The following is a 15,043-nucleotide window of genomic DNA, read 5'->3' as shown; positions in this document are numbered from 1 at the left end:
GATCCTGAATGTCCGGTGCTAAAAGATCCTAGCTTAAAAACCTGTAAGAGGTGTGTAGAAGGGTCGGTTGGCTTCGTAATTGGTCTGTTGGAGGGCAATGGATATGGTCAAAAAAACGCTGAGCTCCTAGCTGAAAGTATTATGCCTAGCATAGCTACGATTACACAGTCTAATTCTCCAGCTTGGATGGTTCGAGATCAAGGTATCTCTTTCGACTGCGATGCTATGAAAGCTACCATAAAAAGCGCAGCAATAGCGATAGTAGATAGCCAAGCAAAACCAAGTAAATAACTGTTTAGTAGTCGATGCCCTTATTGGCCAGGAACTTATCGTCGAAATGGTGCTTGAGCTTGGTCATATTTGTGGCTATGTCTGTTAGTGCTAATAGTTTTGTCGGAAAATTGCGTCCAGTAAGACACAAACTCGTTTGAGGCGCACGAGATTTGATTAGTTCCTCGATACGTGCCAGCTTTAGTAATTTGTCATTTACGGCATTGTTGATTTCGTCACAGATAACTATGTCGTATTTACCGCTTGTGGCGGCTTCTAAACTGACCCTAAAAGTCTCTTCTGCGGCTAGTTTGTGTTCTTTTGCGCTCACATCTTTGGCGCTGAGATCGCCAGCGTTGTAAAAACCCTTGCCGCCTTTGTAAAACATGAAATCGTCAGCATAGAGTGGTGCGATTTTTGCAAAAAACTTATGTTCGCTTACTTCCCAATGCTTAATAAATTGGATGTAAGCTACCCGCCATCCCGCACCTAGGGCGCGTACGCATAGGCCGACGCTTGCGCTAGTTTTACCCTTCCCTTCGCCGGTATATACTACCACTACAGATTGTTTGGTCTTAAAATCCTCAAAAGCCATAATTAAAGTTTAGCAGACAGGAATCACGCGTTTGCACCTTTTTGGCGAAAATCTCCGTTCCGTGCTCAACACAGGTTAAGTACGGCTCGGCTTGCGGTACTCGATTTTCATCCGAAAATGCACTAAACGCGTAATTCCTGGCGGAATAATCTGATTTTAAGAGGCACTAGAATAGTTTAAAAAGGTGTGGATATATATTTGTAGATAATCTTTTATGCCCCCGTACCGACTCAATCTGGTGAAAAACAGTTGGAATCTCTTTTTCGGGGCTCATACCTATTGCCCATGAAACGATATGGGGTCCAGTTAGAGTTAAGTCTAAAAAATCACCATTTCTATCAGCTTTAATTATGTTATGCCCTGTAACTTGTGGGCTTGTTGTCTCGTCTGATAGTTCTTCTAGTTCTTGCGAGATTTCAGATGGGTCAAAACTAGCTGCTTGCTTTAGTAGTAGTCTAGCTGCCCCCTCAACTAGAAACCAAGTCCCTAAAACACCAATCCCTTCTGCCGCAAAGCCGTTTTCGCTTTTGAGGTCAGTGTGTACTCCAGTTATTGGCGTGAGCCTTCCAAATATCGGTGGGTTTTTTATTATTTTTGCATTTGGTGAAAGTTTTGGAGTCGAATGAGTGTTGATTGTATGTATGGCAGTATCACGAACTAAAGCCGGTACTTCCGAAGATTTTATAGCGTCTCGGCCATCTGCTTGAGTAATCACACGGGGATTTTGCTGGCCGATATAGTCAGCAATTGGTAATACAAGAGCCGTTAGTCCACCGCCGTTAAAATCCGGAAGTGTCTTGATGTATTCGTCATGACTCTTGGCGTACAAGACCGTACTCATGTAGATATTATATACGAAAAATATAAAATAATCAAGCGGCAGTCATGTGACTGCTAGAAAAGTTTTGGTCTGGCTGAGTTTTTAGGCCATGAACAGTATTAATCAGCCCCTCATAGCAAATTAAGAGAGTTGAAGATCTCGATTCTTTAAATTCATCCGGAAAATGGACTGCACGTTGTTCTTCGATTAGCAGAACCAAGCCTGTTATCGGGTCGTATTGTTGGGCGTAAGAGCTTATATCGTCATCAGACATATGCTCCGTAAGTGCCACTGAAAGCTCATGATTGTCCGTGTTTTTCCATTTTTGGTAAAGCAACCTCACCTCTTTGTCGGCAATGTGTCGCGGTTCAATACCCCGCTTTGCAAAGCCAATTGCTGTCAAGCCAGGAGAAAAAGATAGTCTTAGGCCGCCAATAAATAGTCGGCCATTTTCGTTTACGTATCTTGCCAATTCAGGGTAGGACTTTTGAGGCTCTGTTGACTCAGCGAGAGCGCCAAAGAACTCCGCCCTTTCGTATCTTTGCTCGGGCGTTTCGTACATCCTTGGTCCTCCTTATATTAAATGCAGTTCTTGTAGTGCAGCATCTATGCGTGGTCGATCAAAGCCAATGATGTATTTACCGCCGATGTTCGTAACAGGAACGCCCATCTGACCAGTAGCTTCAATAATCTGTTGTCCGGCGGCGCGGTCTTCCTCGATATCTACTTCATCAAAATCAACACTGCGGCCCTTGAGGTAAGTTTTGAGCATTTTGCAATAACCACACCATGTAGTTGAGTATACTGTCACCTTTGCTTTTGAGTTTGCCATTTGTACTCCTCTGTAAGTATGGATATATTTTACTATTTTGGAGGTGTACAGGTCAAACTAAAAACAGAGTAATTATAAAAAACCAAGTATCTGCTTGTAACAGGCTAGCGCATCTGTTACAATACTATCAAAATATGGGTAAAAAGCTTATTGGTAAGCGCAAATTAGCATTGGGCAATGACCCTGCTTTAGCGTATCTGCCAGAGTTTGACGCTCGAAATGAACTAATTTCAAACATTGCTGGTATCGGCTGGCGCATGGCCTTGATGATTATTGTTCCTGTAATTGCGGGCATTAAGCTCGACGAGAAGCTTAACAGCAAGCCGTCATACACTTTGGCGGCTTTTTTTATTGCAATTTTTGGCTGCGGCTACCTAATAAACCGTACTTACAAACAGATAAATGCAGACATGGCATCCCGATTTAAGTCAAAAAAGAAAATTAAACCAACACCACAGAAAGGATTAGATGATTAATTTACTTAGTAGATTTGCGGAAGCCGAAAGCAAAGGTCCGGCTATCCACATTACGCCGTCCGAGCTTTTTACTTACAATGGCCTACACATTAGTAATTCAATGTTTTATGGAGTTATAACATCCTTGGTTATACTGCTCGGGCTGAAAATTATTGCTCGCAAGATGACTCTGCGACCAAAGCGAGGCATTTTTCAGCTAGTCGAGATTGGTACGGAATTTATTATTAGTACCATTCAGAACTCGCTAGGTAGCCGTGAAAAAGCCATAAAGTATGCGCCGTTTTTCACTAGTGCGTTCTTTTTCGTGATGTTCTCTAACTGGCTTGGTCTACTACCAGGAGTTGGCGAAGCGATTACCTACAACCATTCACCGCTTTTTAGACCTTTTACGGCTGACTTGAACGGGACTCTTGCAGCTAGTACCGTGATGATGATTTTGGTGCAGGTTTTTGCGATCCGTGAGAGCGGCTTCAAAAAGCACATTCGCCACTACTTTGCTGGCTCGCTAAAAAATCCTGCTACTTATTTACTGGGTATCTTTGAGCTCTTCAGCGAACTAACCCGTATCGGTTCTTTGGCACTTAGGTTGTTCTTAAACGTTGCCATTGGCGAAATCATTATCTCGATCTTTACCTACCTAGGCAGCAAAATCGGGCCGGTCACTGCCCTGCCGTTTGTTGGCCTGGAGCTTTTCGTAGGCGCTTTACAGGCCTACATCTTCACCATGCTTACCATTATGTATCTGTCGGCAGCGATCCATCACGACCATGAGTCGGAGGATCATTTGCAGGCAGAGTTAGCCAAGGAGGCTACCGCATAAGGGGAGAAATGAAGTACTAGGTACGTAGTACACGGTACGAAGACAACTGCGTTTAACAAATTAACAAAATAATTTAATTGTCCGGCTTAATCCCGGAAGGAGTAAAAAATATGGACTTAACAGTTCTAGCAAAAGGAATCATGATGGGCTTTGGTATGCTTGGCCCAGCTATTGGTATCGGTTTGATCGGCTCAGCGTTCATGAATGCTGTTGGTCGAAACCCAGAGGCTGCCAAATACTTTGGTCAGACCTTCGTGATCATCGCTATCGTCGAGTTGATGGCGCTTTTGGTATTCGCAAGCTTGTTCATTATTTAATATTTAGCCTAAAGGAAAATTGAATGACATATAAGATTTTAGGCGCAAGCGAAGGCCATAACATGAGTGAGCCACAGGCTGAGACGCATACTTCAACCGAAGCTACTCCAGCCCCAGCAGAACACTCAACCGGTGGGATTCTCGGTTTCAGCGTTGAGGCTTTCTTGTTTCAGATCATAACTTTTGTGTTAATTTTTACGTTACTCAAAAAGTTTGCATTTGATCGGATCGTCAAAATGCTCGACAAGCGCCACAAAACAATCGAAGCCGGTGTAAAGCATGGCCTCGAGATGGAAAAAGAAAAAGCAAAAATGGAAGAAATGACAGCCAAAATCGTGCGAGATGCACGTCACGAGGCTGATGCGATAATTGGCGACGCCCAAAAAGAAGGCCGCGAACTTGTTCGTGAGGCTGAGAAGTCTGCTCACAAGAAGTCGGAGGCAATGCTATCTGATGCAGAAGAGCGGATCAATGAAGAGGCTCGACAAGCAAAACACCGTTTAGAAAAAGAAATTGCCGGTTTGGTTTCTGAAGCAACTGAAGCAGTTGTTGAAAGTAAGGTTGATGCCAAAAAAGACGCCGACATAATTGACCGCGCGGTCAAGAAAGGTCGCTAAAGGTACAAAAAGCCCTATGCAAAGCATTACCCGCGCTCAACTAGCAACAATCATCGGCCAAAAAACCTTAGAGATTAAAGACTCTAAAGAGTTAGCAAGCGCCGTAAGCGCCTACTTGGCTGAGGAGCGTTTGGCGACGATTGATGTGAGTGTTTTGATGCGCGATGTAATGCAATATCGTTTAGAAAATGGACTTTTAGAGGCGCACGTTGTTTCGGCGCACGAGCTTACTCCTCTCGTGCTGAACGATGTAGAAGCGCTGCTAAGACGCCACTACCCTGCTGTTAAATCGATTACACTAGTGCCGATTGTCGACACTAATTTGGTTGGGGGTGTCAGGATTGAACTGCCTCAAGAGATTCTCGATTTGTCGGTACGTGGTAAGCTGAACAGATTTAAACGATTAGTGGCAGAAGGCAAAGCCTAAGGAATTATTATGATGAAAGATTTTACGATTACAGAATTATCCAAAGACATTCGTGCGGCCATAGCTGAGCTAAAGAATCGGCCGGAGATTGAAGAGACAGGCGTTGTTACTCGTGTTGGCGACGGCGTTATCTGGATTTACGGTCTAACCCGCGTTGGTTATAACGAAATGATTGAAGTTGAAGCGACTGACGGATCAAGTATCACGGCTTTTGCCTTCAACTTAGGTAGTGATGAAATTGGTGCTGTGCTTCTCGGAGACGATACGTTGGTCAAAGCAGGCGCTCGCGCCTCTAGGACTCGCCGCATCGTCGAAGTGCCAGTTGGCCCAGAACTAGTCGGACGAGTAGTTGACCCACTTGGTCGGCCACTTGACGGCAAAGGCGCTATCAAAGCCAGCGCTACCAGCCCTACAGAGAAAATCGCTCCCGGCGTGCTAGCTCGTAAGGGCGTGCATGAGCCAATGATGACAGGTATTATCGCTATTGATTCAATGGTGCCAATCGGTCGCGGTCAGCGTGAGCTTATCATTGGCGACCGTCAAACTGGTAAAACGGCCGTGGCGCTCGACACTATGATCAACCAACACCGTCAAGGAACCGGTGTGATCAACATTTACGTTGCAATTGGGCAAAAAATGAGCAAAATAGCTAGACTTGTCGAGCGATTAAAGCGTGAAGGCGTCATGGATCAGACGATTGTGGTAGCTACAAGCGCAGCCGACCCTGCTCCAATGCAGTATCTTGCGCCATATTCTGGTGCAGCGATGGGTGAGTATTTCCGTGACAACAAGCAACACGCTTTGATTATCTATGACGACCTAACCAAGCACGCTGCGGCTTATCGACAGATGAGCTTGCTGCTGAGGCGTCCACCGGGCCGCGAAGCTTATCCGGGTGATGTGTTTTACTTGCACTCTCGCCTACTTGAGCGAGCCGCCAAACTTAGTGATGAGCTAGGCGCAGGATCTTTGACAGCTCTACCGATAATTGAGACGCAAGCCGGCGACATTAGCGCCTATATCCCTACTAACGTGATTAGTATTACTGATGGTCAGATTTTCATGGAAACTAACCTGTTCTACCAGGGTATTCGCCCAGCTGTTTCAGTTGGTTTGTCTGTGTCCCGTGTTGGTGGTTCGGCCCAGACCAAGGCTGTTAAATCGGTTGCTAAATCACTTCGTGTTGATCTAGCACAGTTCCGTGAATTGGCTAGCTTTAGCCAGTTCTCGACTGACCTAGATGCTGACACCAAACAGCGCATCGAGCGCGGTCAGCGTCTAACTGAGCTACTTAAACAACCTCAGTACACCCCGTACGCTACATGGCAAATGTACGTCATGCTGCTGGCTGCTACCGAAGGCTGTTTTGACAAAGTTGAGATCAGCAAAATCAAAAATGCCGAAGGTGCCCTGCTCCGTGAATTCAAGAGCAAGCACGGCAAATTACTAGAGAAAATTGACGCTGGCGCAGAACCAGATGACAAAGAAAAAGAAGCTATTTTGGCACTAGCCAAAAAAGTAGCCGAAAGCTACCACCCAGTGGAGAAAAACAAGTAGGTAGTAGTATGCAGCAAGTAGCAAGCAAAATAACTAGCTTTACAGATTTAACAGCGTGGCAAAAAGGCCATGAGCTTGTGCTTGGCATCTACAGTGTGGCGCAGAGATTCCCTGTCGCAGAACAGTACGGTCTAACTAGTCAGATTAAGAGGGCTAGTGTTTCGATAACATCAAATATAGCCGAAGGCTTTAGTAGACGCACAAAGGCAGACAAGATAAACTACTATCATATTGCGCTTGGGTCGACTACTGAAGTTCAAAACCAACTATTAATTGCGCGTGACCTAAAATTTGTAGACAAAGCTTTATTTAAACAGCTTGCTGATCTCAGCGTAGAAGTTAGCAAGGTACTAAACGGGCTAATTAAATCGTTGAAGGTGGTTAAGTAAAAATGCTTACTACTTACTACTTACTACTTACTACTATGAACGGAGTTCATTGTGGCTAGTACGCAGCAGCTTAAGAGACGTATCGCGAGTGTCAAAAACACTAAGCAGATTACTAAAGCTATGGAGCTAGTGGCTGCCAGTAAGATGCGCAAGGCTACGGAAGCCGCACATTCGGGCCGTGCCTACCGTGAGGCAGCTCACTCTATGCTGGCGCGACTTGCAAGCGTTGTAGAAATTGCTGATCACCCACTTTACACTAAGCGCAGTGTACGAACACGGCTATATGTAGTTATTACTAGTGATCGCGGTCTAGCCGGTGCGTACAACTCGAATATTATTAAACTGCTAGCTAAAAACGTTAAAGCGGATCGTGAGAAGTCGATCAAGAGCCAGATTATTATCATAGGTAAACGGGGGGCACAGTTCCTCAGGCGCGTCGAGGGCGTCGAAATAACGGCCGCTTATTCTGAATTCGGCGATCGGCCAAGCGCCAATGACATACGTCCAATTCTTAACACCGTTGTCGAAGAGTATTCGCGGGCTAAAGTAGATCAAGTGGTGGTGTTATTTACCGAACACAAGAGCAATATCTCACAGATAGCCGAACAATCTGTTATCCTGCCAGCTGAGTTCCGTGAAGAAGCCACTGACGAGCAAGGTTTGAGCAATGTGACGTTCGAGCCGAGCGTACAAGAGGTGCTCGACAACGTGACGGAGCGTCTTTTAGAGGTGGAAATCTGGCAAGCGCTGCTAGAGTCGATTGCAAGTGAACAGTCGATGCGTATGCTTAGCATGAAAAACGCTACCGATAACGCGACAGAGATTATTGACGACCTGACACTAGAGTTTAACACCGCTCGCCAGTCTGCTATTACTCAGGAACTCGCCGAAATAACAGGAGGCGCCGAAGCGATTGCGGCATAGGTCTATGATTAGCAATATTTTATCCACACTGGTTAAACAAAATCGCAAGAGGAATTGCGATTTTGAGAGGAGAAGCAGCGGTAAGCTGCAGACACAAAATTTAATTTTGTTGTCGGAAGCTGGTAGCTTGCTTGGACGAGGCGCGGAGGCGATGAAATGATGATGATTAATGATGAACGATTAATGATTAAAGGAGGCCTTTAAATGAGTGGCATTCCTTTAGGAACACGAGAAGAGGTTGATAGCTTTATCAGTGGTGTTGAGAATACTGGGGCTATTCAAAAGGAGGCTTGGGGGCCAAATGCCGACATTTATCGGGGCAGTACTCTATTAACGCTTGAGGAGTTTGCCACCAGACTAGCTGTGCTAGCTGGAATAGATGACCCGACAGCGAACAGGGTAGCCAGCGTTTTGTCCAGCACAGCAATGTTGTCTTTCGCAAAGCCAAAACCGGAGGTTATGAAATAATGTCTGAGAGTCAGCGGCGAGGAATAAACAAGGAAGGGCTTGAAGGTTAGAATGGCTGAATTGATGCCCGGAGAGGCTACCGCTAGAGAGCTCGCTAAACCTATTGCTGAGAGGTTTAAATACCTTGACCTGCCCGATGGTGTGTTGGCATATATCGTAGAAGCAGTGGTAGATGCCGCCCACGAAGGATTAACAGTTGCCGAAGGGCTACGCGGCAATATTCAGCCCCCCCTAACTCACTATGTACTTGGCTATATTCATGGCTTAACAGATGTAGAAAGAGGTCACAGAGATTCGGTATGAAAAGTAATTGTATAAGCAGTAATTCATAAAGTCGATAAGGAGATAATATGGCGGAAGCAACAGTAAAAAGTAAACAGTCAGCAGTCAACAAAAAAGGCCGAATCAGCCAGGTAGTGGGAGTCGTTGTCGACGTAGCGTTTGACGACGGACATTTGCCGGCGATCTATAACGCTTTGACTGTCGATACAAGCGGACAGGTGCTTTATTTTGAAGTTGCGCAGCACCTCAGCGAAAACAGCGTGCGAGCCGTTGCGCTGGGTTCAACTGACGGCCTAGAGCGCGGCACAGAAGTTACCGACACTGGCGCGCCAATCAGTGTGCCGATCGGTGAGGAAACTTTGGGTAGAATGTTTGACGTTACAGGTGCGCCGATTGACGGCGGAAAAGCCCTCAACAACGAACGAGCTCCGATCCACCGCTCTGCCCCAGCCTTTACCGAGCAGTCAGGCAGCGTCGAGATTTTGGAGACGGGCATCAAGGTCATCGATCTTATCAGCCCAATCACCAAAGGTGGTAAAGTCGGTTTGTTCGGTGGCGCTGGTGTCGGTAAAACGGTTTTGATCCAGGAGCTTATCAGTAACATTGCCAAGTTCCACAGTGGTTACTCGGTGTTTGCGGGCGTTGGTGAGCGTACTCGTGAAGGTAACGATCTTTACTACGAGATGAAAGATTCTGGTGTGCTAGACAAAACCAGTCTAGTTTTCGGCCAGATGAATGAGCCGCCAGGCGCTCGCCTGAGAGTTGCGCTAAGTGGCCTTACGATTGCAGAAGGTTTCCGCGACAAAGGTAGCGACGTGCTGCTTTTTGTTGACAACATATTCCGTTTCACTCAAGCTGGTGCCGAAGTATCGGCCTTGCTTGGACGTTTGCCTTCGGCTGTGGGCTATCAGCCAAACTTGGCCGTCGAGATGGGTGCTTTGCAGGAGCGCATTACTTCAACACGCAAAGGTTCGATCACTAGCGTTCAGGCCGTCTATGTGCCAGCCGATGACCTTACCGACCCAGCTCCAGCTACGACTTTTGCTCACCTCGACAGCACAATCGTGCTAAACCGTGCATTGACTGAGCTAGGTCTCTACCCTGCTGTTGATCCACTAGATTCCAGCTCGACAATCCTAGACCCAGAAATCGTAGGTGAGGAACATTACCAAGTTGCTCGTGAAGTGCAGCGAATCTTGCAGCGCTATAAAGACCTCCAAGACATCATCGCTATTTTGGGAATGGAGGAGCTTAGCGACGAAGATAAGTTGACGGTGGCTAGAGCTCGCAAAATTCAGCGCTTTTTGACTCAGCCATTCCACGTGGCCGAAGTCTTTGTGGGTAAGCCTGGTAAATATGTCTCGCTTGCTGACACGGTTGCTGGCTTCCGCGAGATTTTGGATGGTAAACACGACGACAAACCTGAGTCAGCCTTCTATATGAAAGGTGATATCAGCGAGGTAAAGGCATAGTATGGGCGATTCACTAGAAGGATTTAGTTTGCCGCACCGGTTTCTGTTTGCGAACGAGGGAGCAGACACTATCGCCCAAATGCGCGAGGGCTATGCTCCGCAACCAAACCTCAATGATCAGATGTCGCCAGAGCAAATGCGGCTTTTTAGGACCTACATGCAACTAGGCGATGGAGCGTTGGCTGAAGTGGATGATGATGGAGTAGAAATACGCTTTCTGGATCAAAATATGCCGGCCCACCTAACAGGTCGGCCAGAAGGAGAGGAAGCATGAGTGCACCGAGACCAATCCGTGATTTTGACATGGGAGCTGACAACTCCTCAGTTTTGCGACCAGAGACACCCGAAGTTGACGTTAGTAAAATCGCTTTAGTGATGGCTGTTGGTGCAGTAGCCACGGCTGGTATGCTGGTAAAAATCGGCGCCGACAGCGCCGCAGGGTTTTTTGCTAGAGCTTCTGCCAAAGCTAAGGAGTTGATAAAAAGATGATCAGGTTTCAGCTAGTGTCACTCGATGGCCTGCAGTTTGACGAGGATGTTTACGAAGTAACTATCCCGACTATGGCTGGCTATATCGGTGTGCTGCCAGGTCACATGCCACTTATCAGTGTGGCAAAAACCGGCATTGTTTCGGTGCGCCGCACAGCTGGAGAGCGCGACGACATGCGTGAGCAGTTTGCGATTAGTGGTGGCGCAGTGGAAGTTAGCGGTAACACTCTAAGGGTCTTAGTAGACGAAGCTGACAATAGCGAAGAGATCAATGAAGAAGAAGCCAAAGCGGCACACGACAGAGCCCTAAAACTTAAAGCTGACGCCAAAGATCAGTTAAGCCTAGAGCACGCACAAGCGTTGCTGGATCGCACCGCTGTCCGATTGCAAGTAGCCGGCCTAAAACGCCGCAAACGCTAGCAGAATGCTATAACCACATTAAATTAGTGTATCGAGAATAATTACAATGAACTCTTCGAAAATCAGTCTTTCAAGATATCTACCTAAAAATTCATATTATTATTATGGTTATCCAAGTGGTCAAAATGACGATTTTTTAAATCTTGTACCTCCAGAGGTAGAAGAATTAGTTGCAGCAAGGGCACTTGTTTGTGCGGGTGAAGATGTTAAAGTTTTATGTTTTAAACAAGCTTATGAGGCTTGTCAGAGTGAAATTTACAATATCTTTGGTACTAAAAATATTTATTCAGAAAATGTAGTATTATTCCCATCTCAAATTGATGTCGGTCTTTTCGGGGATAAAAGGAATGCTGCGGTCAAAGAATTCCTAAAAACAAATTTACAAAATAAAGAATTGCTGATGGCTCAGCCCTTTACTAACGACGAAATGAAAGGGTTATTTTTGATAGACCCATCTTTGACAAATTGGCTGAATGATAAAAGAAATATTCCTGAATTTATTCCTAGCGAGTATCATACTAAAAGATTGGCAATGTACAAAAACGGTAGAGATTTTTTAAGAAATATACCGAATGATATTGATGCATGCGTCGTAAAGGTGTCTTCTTCTAGTGCTGGGGACGGGGTGTATCTGTGTAAGAGTAAATCAAGATTAGCAGATGTAGCCAATGAATTGTCAAACTCAACGTCAAATATACTAATTGAGGAATATGTTGATGCTGTAAGAAACTACGGAATTCAATTCGCTATCGATTACAACAATAGCAGCAAAATCGAAATAATCGGAATAAGTAATCAAGTAACTACAACTAAAGGGGAGTTTATAGGGGGGCTAATTCTCAATAATGAAGATTCATCGGATCTAGATGGGGTAATACAATGTATTAAAGATATCATTTTACCTGGGGTAGCAAAGTTGGGTTGGTATGGAGTAGGATGTTTCGATGTTTTGGTGGATAGATCAGGCAGATCATATATAATCGACTGCAACTTTAGGATGACAGGAATGACTGCATATTTGATGCTAAAAGCTAACGGTATTATCGCCAAAAATGTTGCTACGTTTAACGGGCTTTTTGCTGAAGGATCAGAAAAATTAACACAAAAACTAATGATGTTAAAAGAAACGATGGGTGAAGAATTTCTTCACATTTTAGCCCTTACTGTTAATGATGGAATATGTCGTATGAACGCAGCCATACTATTTGATGACATAAATAGCATGAAAAATATCGCTAAGTTATTTTTGGGCATAGGGATCCAGTCGAAGGCATTAAAAAAGTATGCCTCATATAACGCTATTGATTAATAATACAAATAATGTACGATTAAGGTATAACTAGGAGGGTTATAGGATATGCAAAGAAATAAAATAGGCATGGTGATGGCCGAGTTTGTCGGCACGCTAATGCTAGCTAGTCTTGTGCTGGCACAGGCAAATGCGGTGGGCGCAATATTAACATCAACTTGGTTTGTAGCTGCAACGGCTGGGCTAACACTGGCGGTTTTGGTGCTGGCGTTAGGTAGAGTTTCTGGTGGCCACTTCAACCCGGCGGTTACGCTGGGTGCTTGGTCCGTCAGAAAAGTAGAAACAACCACAGCGTTGGTCTACATTGCTGCGCAAATGTTTGGCGGTTTGTTGGCGTTGGTCTTGTTCCAGTACTTCAGTAACTCAACAGTTGCAAATGTTGGCGGTGGTTTTGATAGCCGCGTCTTCTTTGCTGAAATGGGCGGAGCTTTCGTGTTTACGCATGGAATTGCGGCGGCCGTTATGCAAAAGCTAAGTGGCTATAAGCAAGCATTTTTGATCGGTACTTCGTTAATGCTGGGTGCAATTGTGGCTTCAACAGCCAGTAGTGGTATACTAAACCCAGCTGTAGCACTTGGGCTAAATTCATGGAGTTGGACGTACGCTTTGGCCCCTGTAGTTGGTAGTCTTCTAGGTTTTAACGTGTATGCGCTATTCTTTGCCCCAATGGAAGAAATGAAGCTTGCTGAAAGCCGAAAAGTAGCCAGTGTAGTTAGCGGCGACGCTCCAAAAGTCACTGTTACAACTAAAAAGGTAACAACCAAAAAAGCTAAGACCAAAAAACGCCGATAATAAGCGTTGGTAGTTGGTAGTTGGTAGTTGGTAGATGGTAGATGGTAGATGGTAGTTAGTAGTTAGGAGTAGGGCTAGAGTCTATCTAGCCCTATGTATTAGTTGTTTTTATTAACGTGATTACTGTGTAATAATCAGATTTGTGAGAGTCGAAAGGCATTTGGATAAATACAATCGACGCAGAAGTTCAAGAATTATTTTGGCTTTGGCTATTGTGCTGTTGATAGTTACTGTTGCTTCTCTAGCATGGTTGTTATTAAGTTCACAAAATAAAGCAAAACCGAAAACCTCTTCACCGAATCAGTCACTAAACAATAATGCCTTTTCAGCGAAAACGCCGACCAAAATTAGTGGCCGTTACTTATTCAGTGGTACGGTTGTTATTGCTAGAGCGACAGCTTATTACGCCAATGGCGATTTTAACCAGCCATTCTCAAAACTAGCTAGCTTTAGCCCAGAAAAATATGATGAATGGGCGGTTGATTTGGAATGTCCGATGACTACCAAGCGGCAAAGCTTTCAGTATGAGGTTGCTAACATAGTCTTTAATTGTCACCCAGAATTCCTGACCGCTATGAGTAAGTATTTTTCAATTTATGCCCTGTCTAATAATCATACTGCTGACTTAGGGCCGACCAGTATGGCTGAGACGCAAAAACATCTAGAGGATGGCGGAGTACAATCTTATGGGAATTACGACCCTTCCGTAGTCGAAGATGCGTGCAGCATCCTGGCGGTTAAGACTCATCTAATCTACCCCGACGGCAAAGCTGATGTGGCTTCGCTACCAATCGCTTTTTGTGCCTGGCATTATTTTGAGCGGGCCCCTGCCCCGGGCGAGATGGAAATCATGAAGCAATACGCAGAAATAATGCCTGTCTGGGGCTTTTCTCAAGTAGGCGTGGAATACCAATCTAGTGCAGACGAAAGGCAGATAGATATTGGTCATAAATTGATCGATTACGGGGCAGATTTTGCCATCGAAAATTCGCCTCATTGGGTGCAGCAGAGCGAGGTCTACAAAGGCAAGCCAATTTTTTATTCTACCGGCAACTTCATTTTTGATCAGCTAGATCCTGAGACTAATCGTGGCGTGTCGATCGATGTGAGTATGCAAATAAAATACGACGAAAATGTTGGGAAGTGGCTCGAGCTTGCTAGAACATGTAACCCCATGAAGCTACGTGATAATTGTTTAGAGCAAGCTCGCTTGCGACAATTAAAAAAGTTTTTCCCCGAATACAGATATGAAGTTATAGCAAGCAAAACTGGCCTACGAAAAATAACTGAACGCGGTGATGATGAGCTGCAAAAGGCAGTTGAGCAAAGGTTAGATTGGACGGATACGAGGGCACAATTAGGCCAAAGATAAATAGTTTTTCTTGCATTCTCTACAATTAAGAGTATAAGTATGTTTATGAATAAAAGATTCGGGGCCATAGTAGCAGCAAGTTTACTGGGCAGTACCTCATGTGCTGAGAAACCCCCTTCTAGTCTTGAGGTGTTTGATAGCTCACGAGGTGCGTTGGTCAGACTTGTGCTAGGCAATAATGTTTATTTGGAACAGTGCCCAGTTTCGTTTGATGGTGTGGTTGATGGAAGACATAGTGAAGACGTATTGTCTTGCCCGACATTTGTTGTAATTCTCCCCCGGGGGGATACGGCAGAAAGATTTTTTAAGCAGAGGCGTGTACCGCCCGGAGATATTGTCGGCTTTCAGGTTAGCTCAAGTAGAATGCCATCCGGCAACTAGATTTTTTTTCGGAGA

The 15,043-nt window shown here is 45.1% G+C and carries 23 protein-coding genes; 19 read left to right on the top strand and 4 right to left on the bottom strand.

What is annotated here, in order from left to right; all coding sequences use genetic code 11:
- Positions 1 to 15 precede the first annotated feature (15 nt).
- Positions 16 to 291, top strand: a complete 276-nt coding sequence (locus IPO96_05230; protein QQS64931.1) for a hypothetical protein — start codon at positions 16 to 18, stop codon at positions 289 to 291.
- Positions 292 to 295: 4 nt separating this feature from the next.
- Here IPO96_05230 and IPO96_05225 read toward each other — a convergent pair whose 3' ends face one another.
- The 4 genes from IPO96_05225 to IPO96_05210 form a co-directional block, all read right to left on the bottom strand.
- The gene (locus tag IPO96_05225) at positions 296 to 865 is read right to left on the bottom strand and encodes a cob(I)yrinic acid a,c-diamide adenosyltransferase (protein ID QQS64930.1); all 570 of its coding nucleotides are present in this window, start codon (positions 863 to 865) and stop codon (positions 296 to 298) included.
- Between the two features lie 166 nt (positions 866 to 1,031).
- Positions 1,032 to 1,706, bottom strand: coding sequence for a hypothetical protein (locus tag IPO96_05220; protein QQS64929.1), 675 nt, complete (start codon positions 1,704 to 1,706; stop codon positions 1,032 to 1,034).
- A 31-nt stretch (positions 1,707 to 1,737) separates the two neighbouring features.
- Positions 1,738 to 2,247, bottom strand: a complete 510-nt coding sequence (locus IPO96_05215) for a hypothetical protein (protein ID QQS64928.1) — start codon at positions 2,245 to 2,247, stop codon at positions 1,738 to 1,740.
- Positions 2,248 to 2,259: 12 nt separating this feature from the next.
- Complete coding sequence (locus IPO96_05210; GenBank protein QQS64927.1) at positions 2,260 to 2,517, bottom strand: glutaredoxin family protein; 258 nt, start codon at positions 2,515 to 2,517, stop codon at positions 2,260 to 2,262.
- A gap of 134 nt (positions 2,518 to 2,651) precedes the next feature.
- Between IPO96_05210 and IPO96_05205 the strand changes: the two genes are divergently transcribed.
- The 18 genes from IPO96_05205 to IPO96_05120 all read left to right on the top strand — a co-directional run bounded on the left by IPO96_05205 (position 2,652) and on the right by IPO96_05120 (position 15,028).
- Positions 2,652 to 2,993: an AtpZ/AtpI family protein gene (locus IPO96_05205; protein QQS64926.1), complete on the top strand. Its 342-nt coding sequence runs from the start codon at positions 2,652 to 2,654 to the stop codon at positions 2,991 to 2,993.
- The gene (locus IPO96_05200; GenBank protein QQS64925.1) at positions 2,986 to 3,813 is read left to right on the top strand and encodes a F0F1 ATP synthase subunit A; all 828 of its coding nucleotides are present in this window, start codon (positions 2,986 to 2,988) and stop codon (positions 3,811 to 3,813) included. Before IPO96_05205 ends, IPO96_05200 begins: the two co-directional genes overlap by 8 nt.
- Before the next feature lie 110 nt (positions 3,814 to 3,923).
- The gene (locus IPO96_05195) at positions 3,924 to 4,130 is read left to right on the top strand and encodes an ATP synthase F0 subunit C (GenBank protein QQS64924.1); all 207 of its coding nucleotides are present in this window, start codon (positions 3,924 to 3,926) and stop codon (positions 4,128 to 4,130) included.
- 23 nt (positions 4,131 to 4,153) lie between these two features.
- Positions 4,154 to 4,747, top strand: coding sequence for a F0F1 ATP synthase subunit B (gene atpF, locus IPO96_05190; GenBank protein ID QQS64923.1), 594 nt, complete (start codon positions 4,154 to 4,156; stop codon positions 4,745 to 4,747).
- A 16-nt stretch (positions 4,748 to 4,763) separates the two neighbouring features.
- A complete protein-coding gene (locus IPO96_05185) occupies positions 4,764 to 5,174 on the top strand; it encodes a F0F1 ATP synthase subunit delta (protein ID QQS64922.1) in 411 nt (136 codons plus the stop codon).
- A 12-nt stretch (positions 5,175 to 5,186) separates the two neighbouring features.
- Entirely contained in the window at positions 5,187 to 6,731 is a 1,545-nt protein-coding gene (locus tag IPO96_05180) for a F0F1 ATP synthase subunit alpha (GenBank protein QQS65429.1), read from the top strand.
- A gap of 8 nt (positions 6,732 to 6,739) precedes the next feature.
- Entirely contained in the window at positions 6,740 to 7,120 is a 381-nt protein-coding gene (locus IPO96_05175; GenBank protein ID QQS64921.1) for a four helix bundle protein, read from the top strand.
- A gap of 51 nt (positions 7,121 to 7,171) precedes the next feature.
- On the top strand, positions 7,172 to 8,044 hold the full coding sequence (atpG, locus tag IPO96_05170) for an ATP synthase F1 subunit gamma (GenBank protein QQS64920.1): 873 nt from the start codon (positions 7,172 to 7,174) through the stop codon (positions 8,042 to 8,044).
- 204 nt (positions 8,045 to 8,248) lie between these two features.
- Positions 8,249 to 8,512 carry a hypothetical protein gene (locus IPO96_05165; protein QQS64919.1) on the top strand — a complete coding sequence of 88 codons (264 nt, stop codon included), beginning with the start codon at positions 8,249 to 8,251 and terminating at the stop codon, positions 8,510 to 8,512.
- 51 nt (positions 8,513 to 8,563) lie between these two features.
- Positions 8,564 to 8,815, top strand: a complete 252-nt coding sequence (locus IPO96_05160) for a hypothetical protein (GenBank protein ID QQS64918.1) — start codon at positions 8,564 to 8,566, stop codon at positions 8,813 to 8,815.
- A 47-nt stretch (positions 8,816 to 8,862) separates the two neighbouring features.
- Positions 8,863 to 10,266 (top strand): F0F1 ATP synthase subunit beta, encoded by a 1,404-nt coding sequence (gene atpD / locus IPO96_05155; protein ID QQS64917.1) that lies wholly within the window; start codon positions 8,863 to 8,865, stop codon positions 10,264 to 10,266.
- A gap of 1 nt (position 10,267) precedes the next feature.
- Positions 10,268 to 10,540 (top strand): hypothetical protein, encoded by a 273-nt coding sequence (locus IPO96_05150; GenBank protein QQS64916.1) that lies wholly within the window; start codon positions 10,268 to 10,270, stop codon positions 10,538 to 10,540.
- Positions 10,537 to 10,755, top strand: coding sequence for a hypothetical protein (locus IPO96_05145; GenBank protein QQS64915.1), 219 nt, complete (start codon positions 10,537 to 10,539; stop codon positions 10,753 to 10,755). The genes IPO96_05150 and IPO96_05145 overlap by 4 nt, the downstream gene beginning before the upstream one ends.
- Positions 10,755 to 11,174: an ATP synthase F1 subunit epsilon gene (gene atpC / locus IPO96_05140; protein QQS65428.1), complete on the top strand. Its 420-nt coding sequence runs from the start codon at positions 10,755 to 10,757 to the stop codon at positions 11,172 to 11,174. Before IPO96_05145 ends, atpC begins: the two co-directional genes overlap by 1 nt.
- A gap of 46 nt (positions 11,175 to 11,220) precedes the next feature.
- Positions 11,221 to 12,483, top strand: a complete 1,263-nt coding sequence (locus IPO96_05135; protein QQS64914.1) for a hypothetical protein — start codon at positions 11,221 to 11,223, stop codon at positions 12,481 to 12,483.
- A 48-nt stretch (positions 12,484 to 12,531) separates the two neighbouring features.
- Positions 12,532 to 13,275, top strand: coding sequence for an aquaporin (locus IPO96_05130; GenBank protein ID QQS64913.1), 744 nt, complete (start codon positions 12,532 to 12,534; stop codon positions 13,273 to 13,275).
- A gap of 142 nt (positions 13,276 to 13,417) precedes the next feature.
- Positions 13,418 to 14,647, top strand: coding sequence for a CapA family protein (locus tag IPO96_05125; GenBank protein QQS64912.1), 1,230 nt, complete (start codon positions 13,418 to 13,420; stop codon positions 14,645 to 14,647).
- 45 nt (positions 14,648 to 14,692) lie between these two features.
- A complete protein-coding gene (locus IPO96_05120) occupies positions 14,693 to 15,028 on the top strand; it encodes a hypothetical protein (GenBank protein ID QQS64911.1) in 336 nt (111 codons plus the stop codon).
- Positions 15,029 to 15,043 lie beyond the last annotated feature (15 nt).

It is taken from the genome of Candidatus Saccharibacteria bacterium, assembly GCA_016700315.1.
GTDB lineage: Bacteria > Patescibacteriota > Saccharimonadia > Saccharimonadales > SZUA-47.
This window is presented reverse-complemented; position numbering and strand designations above follow the sequence as displayed.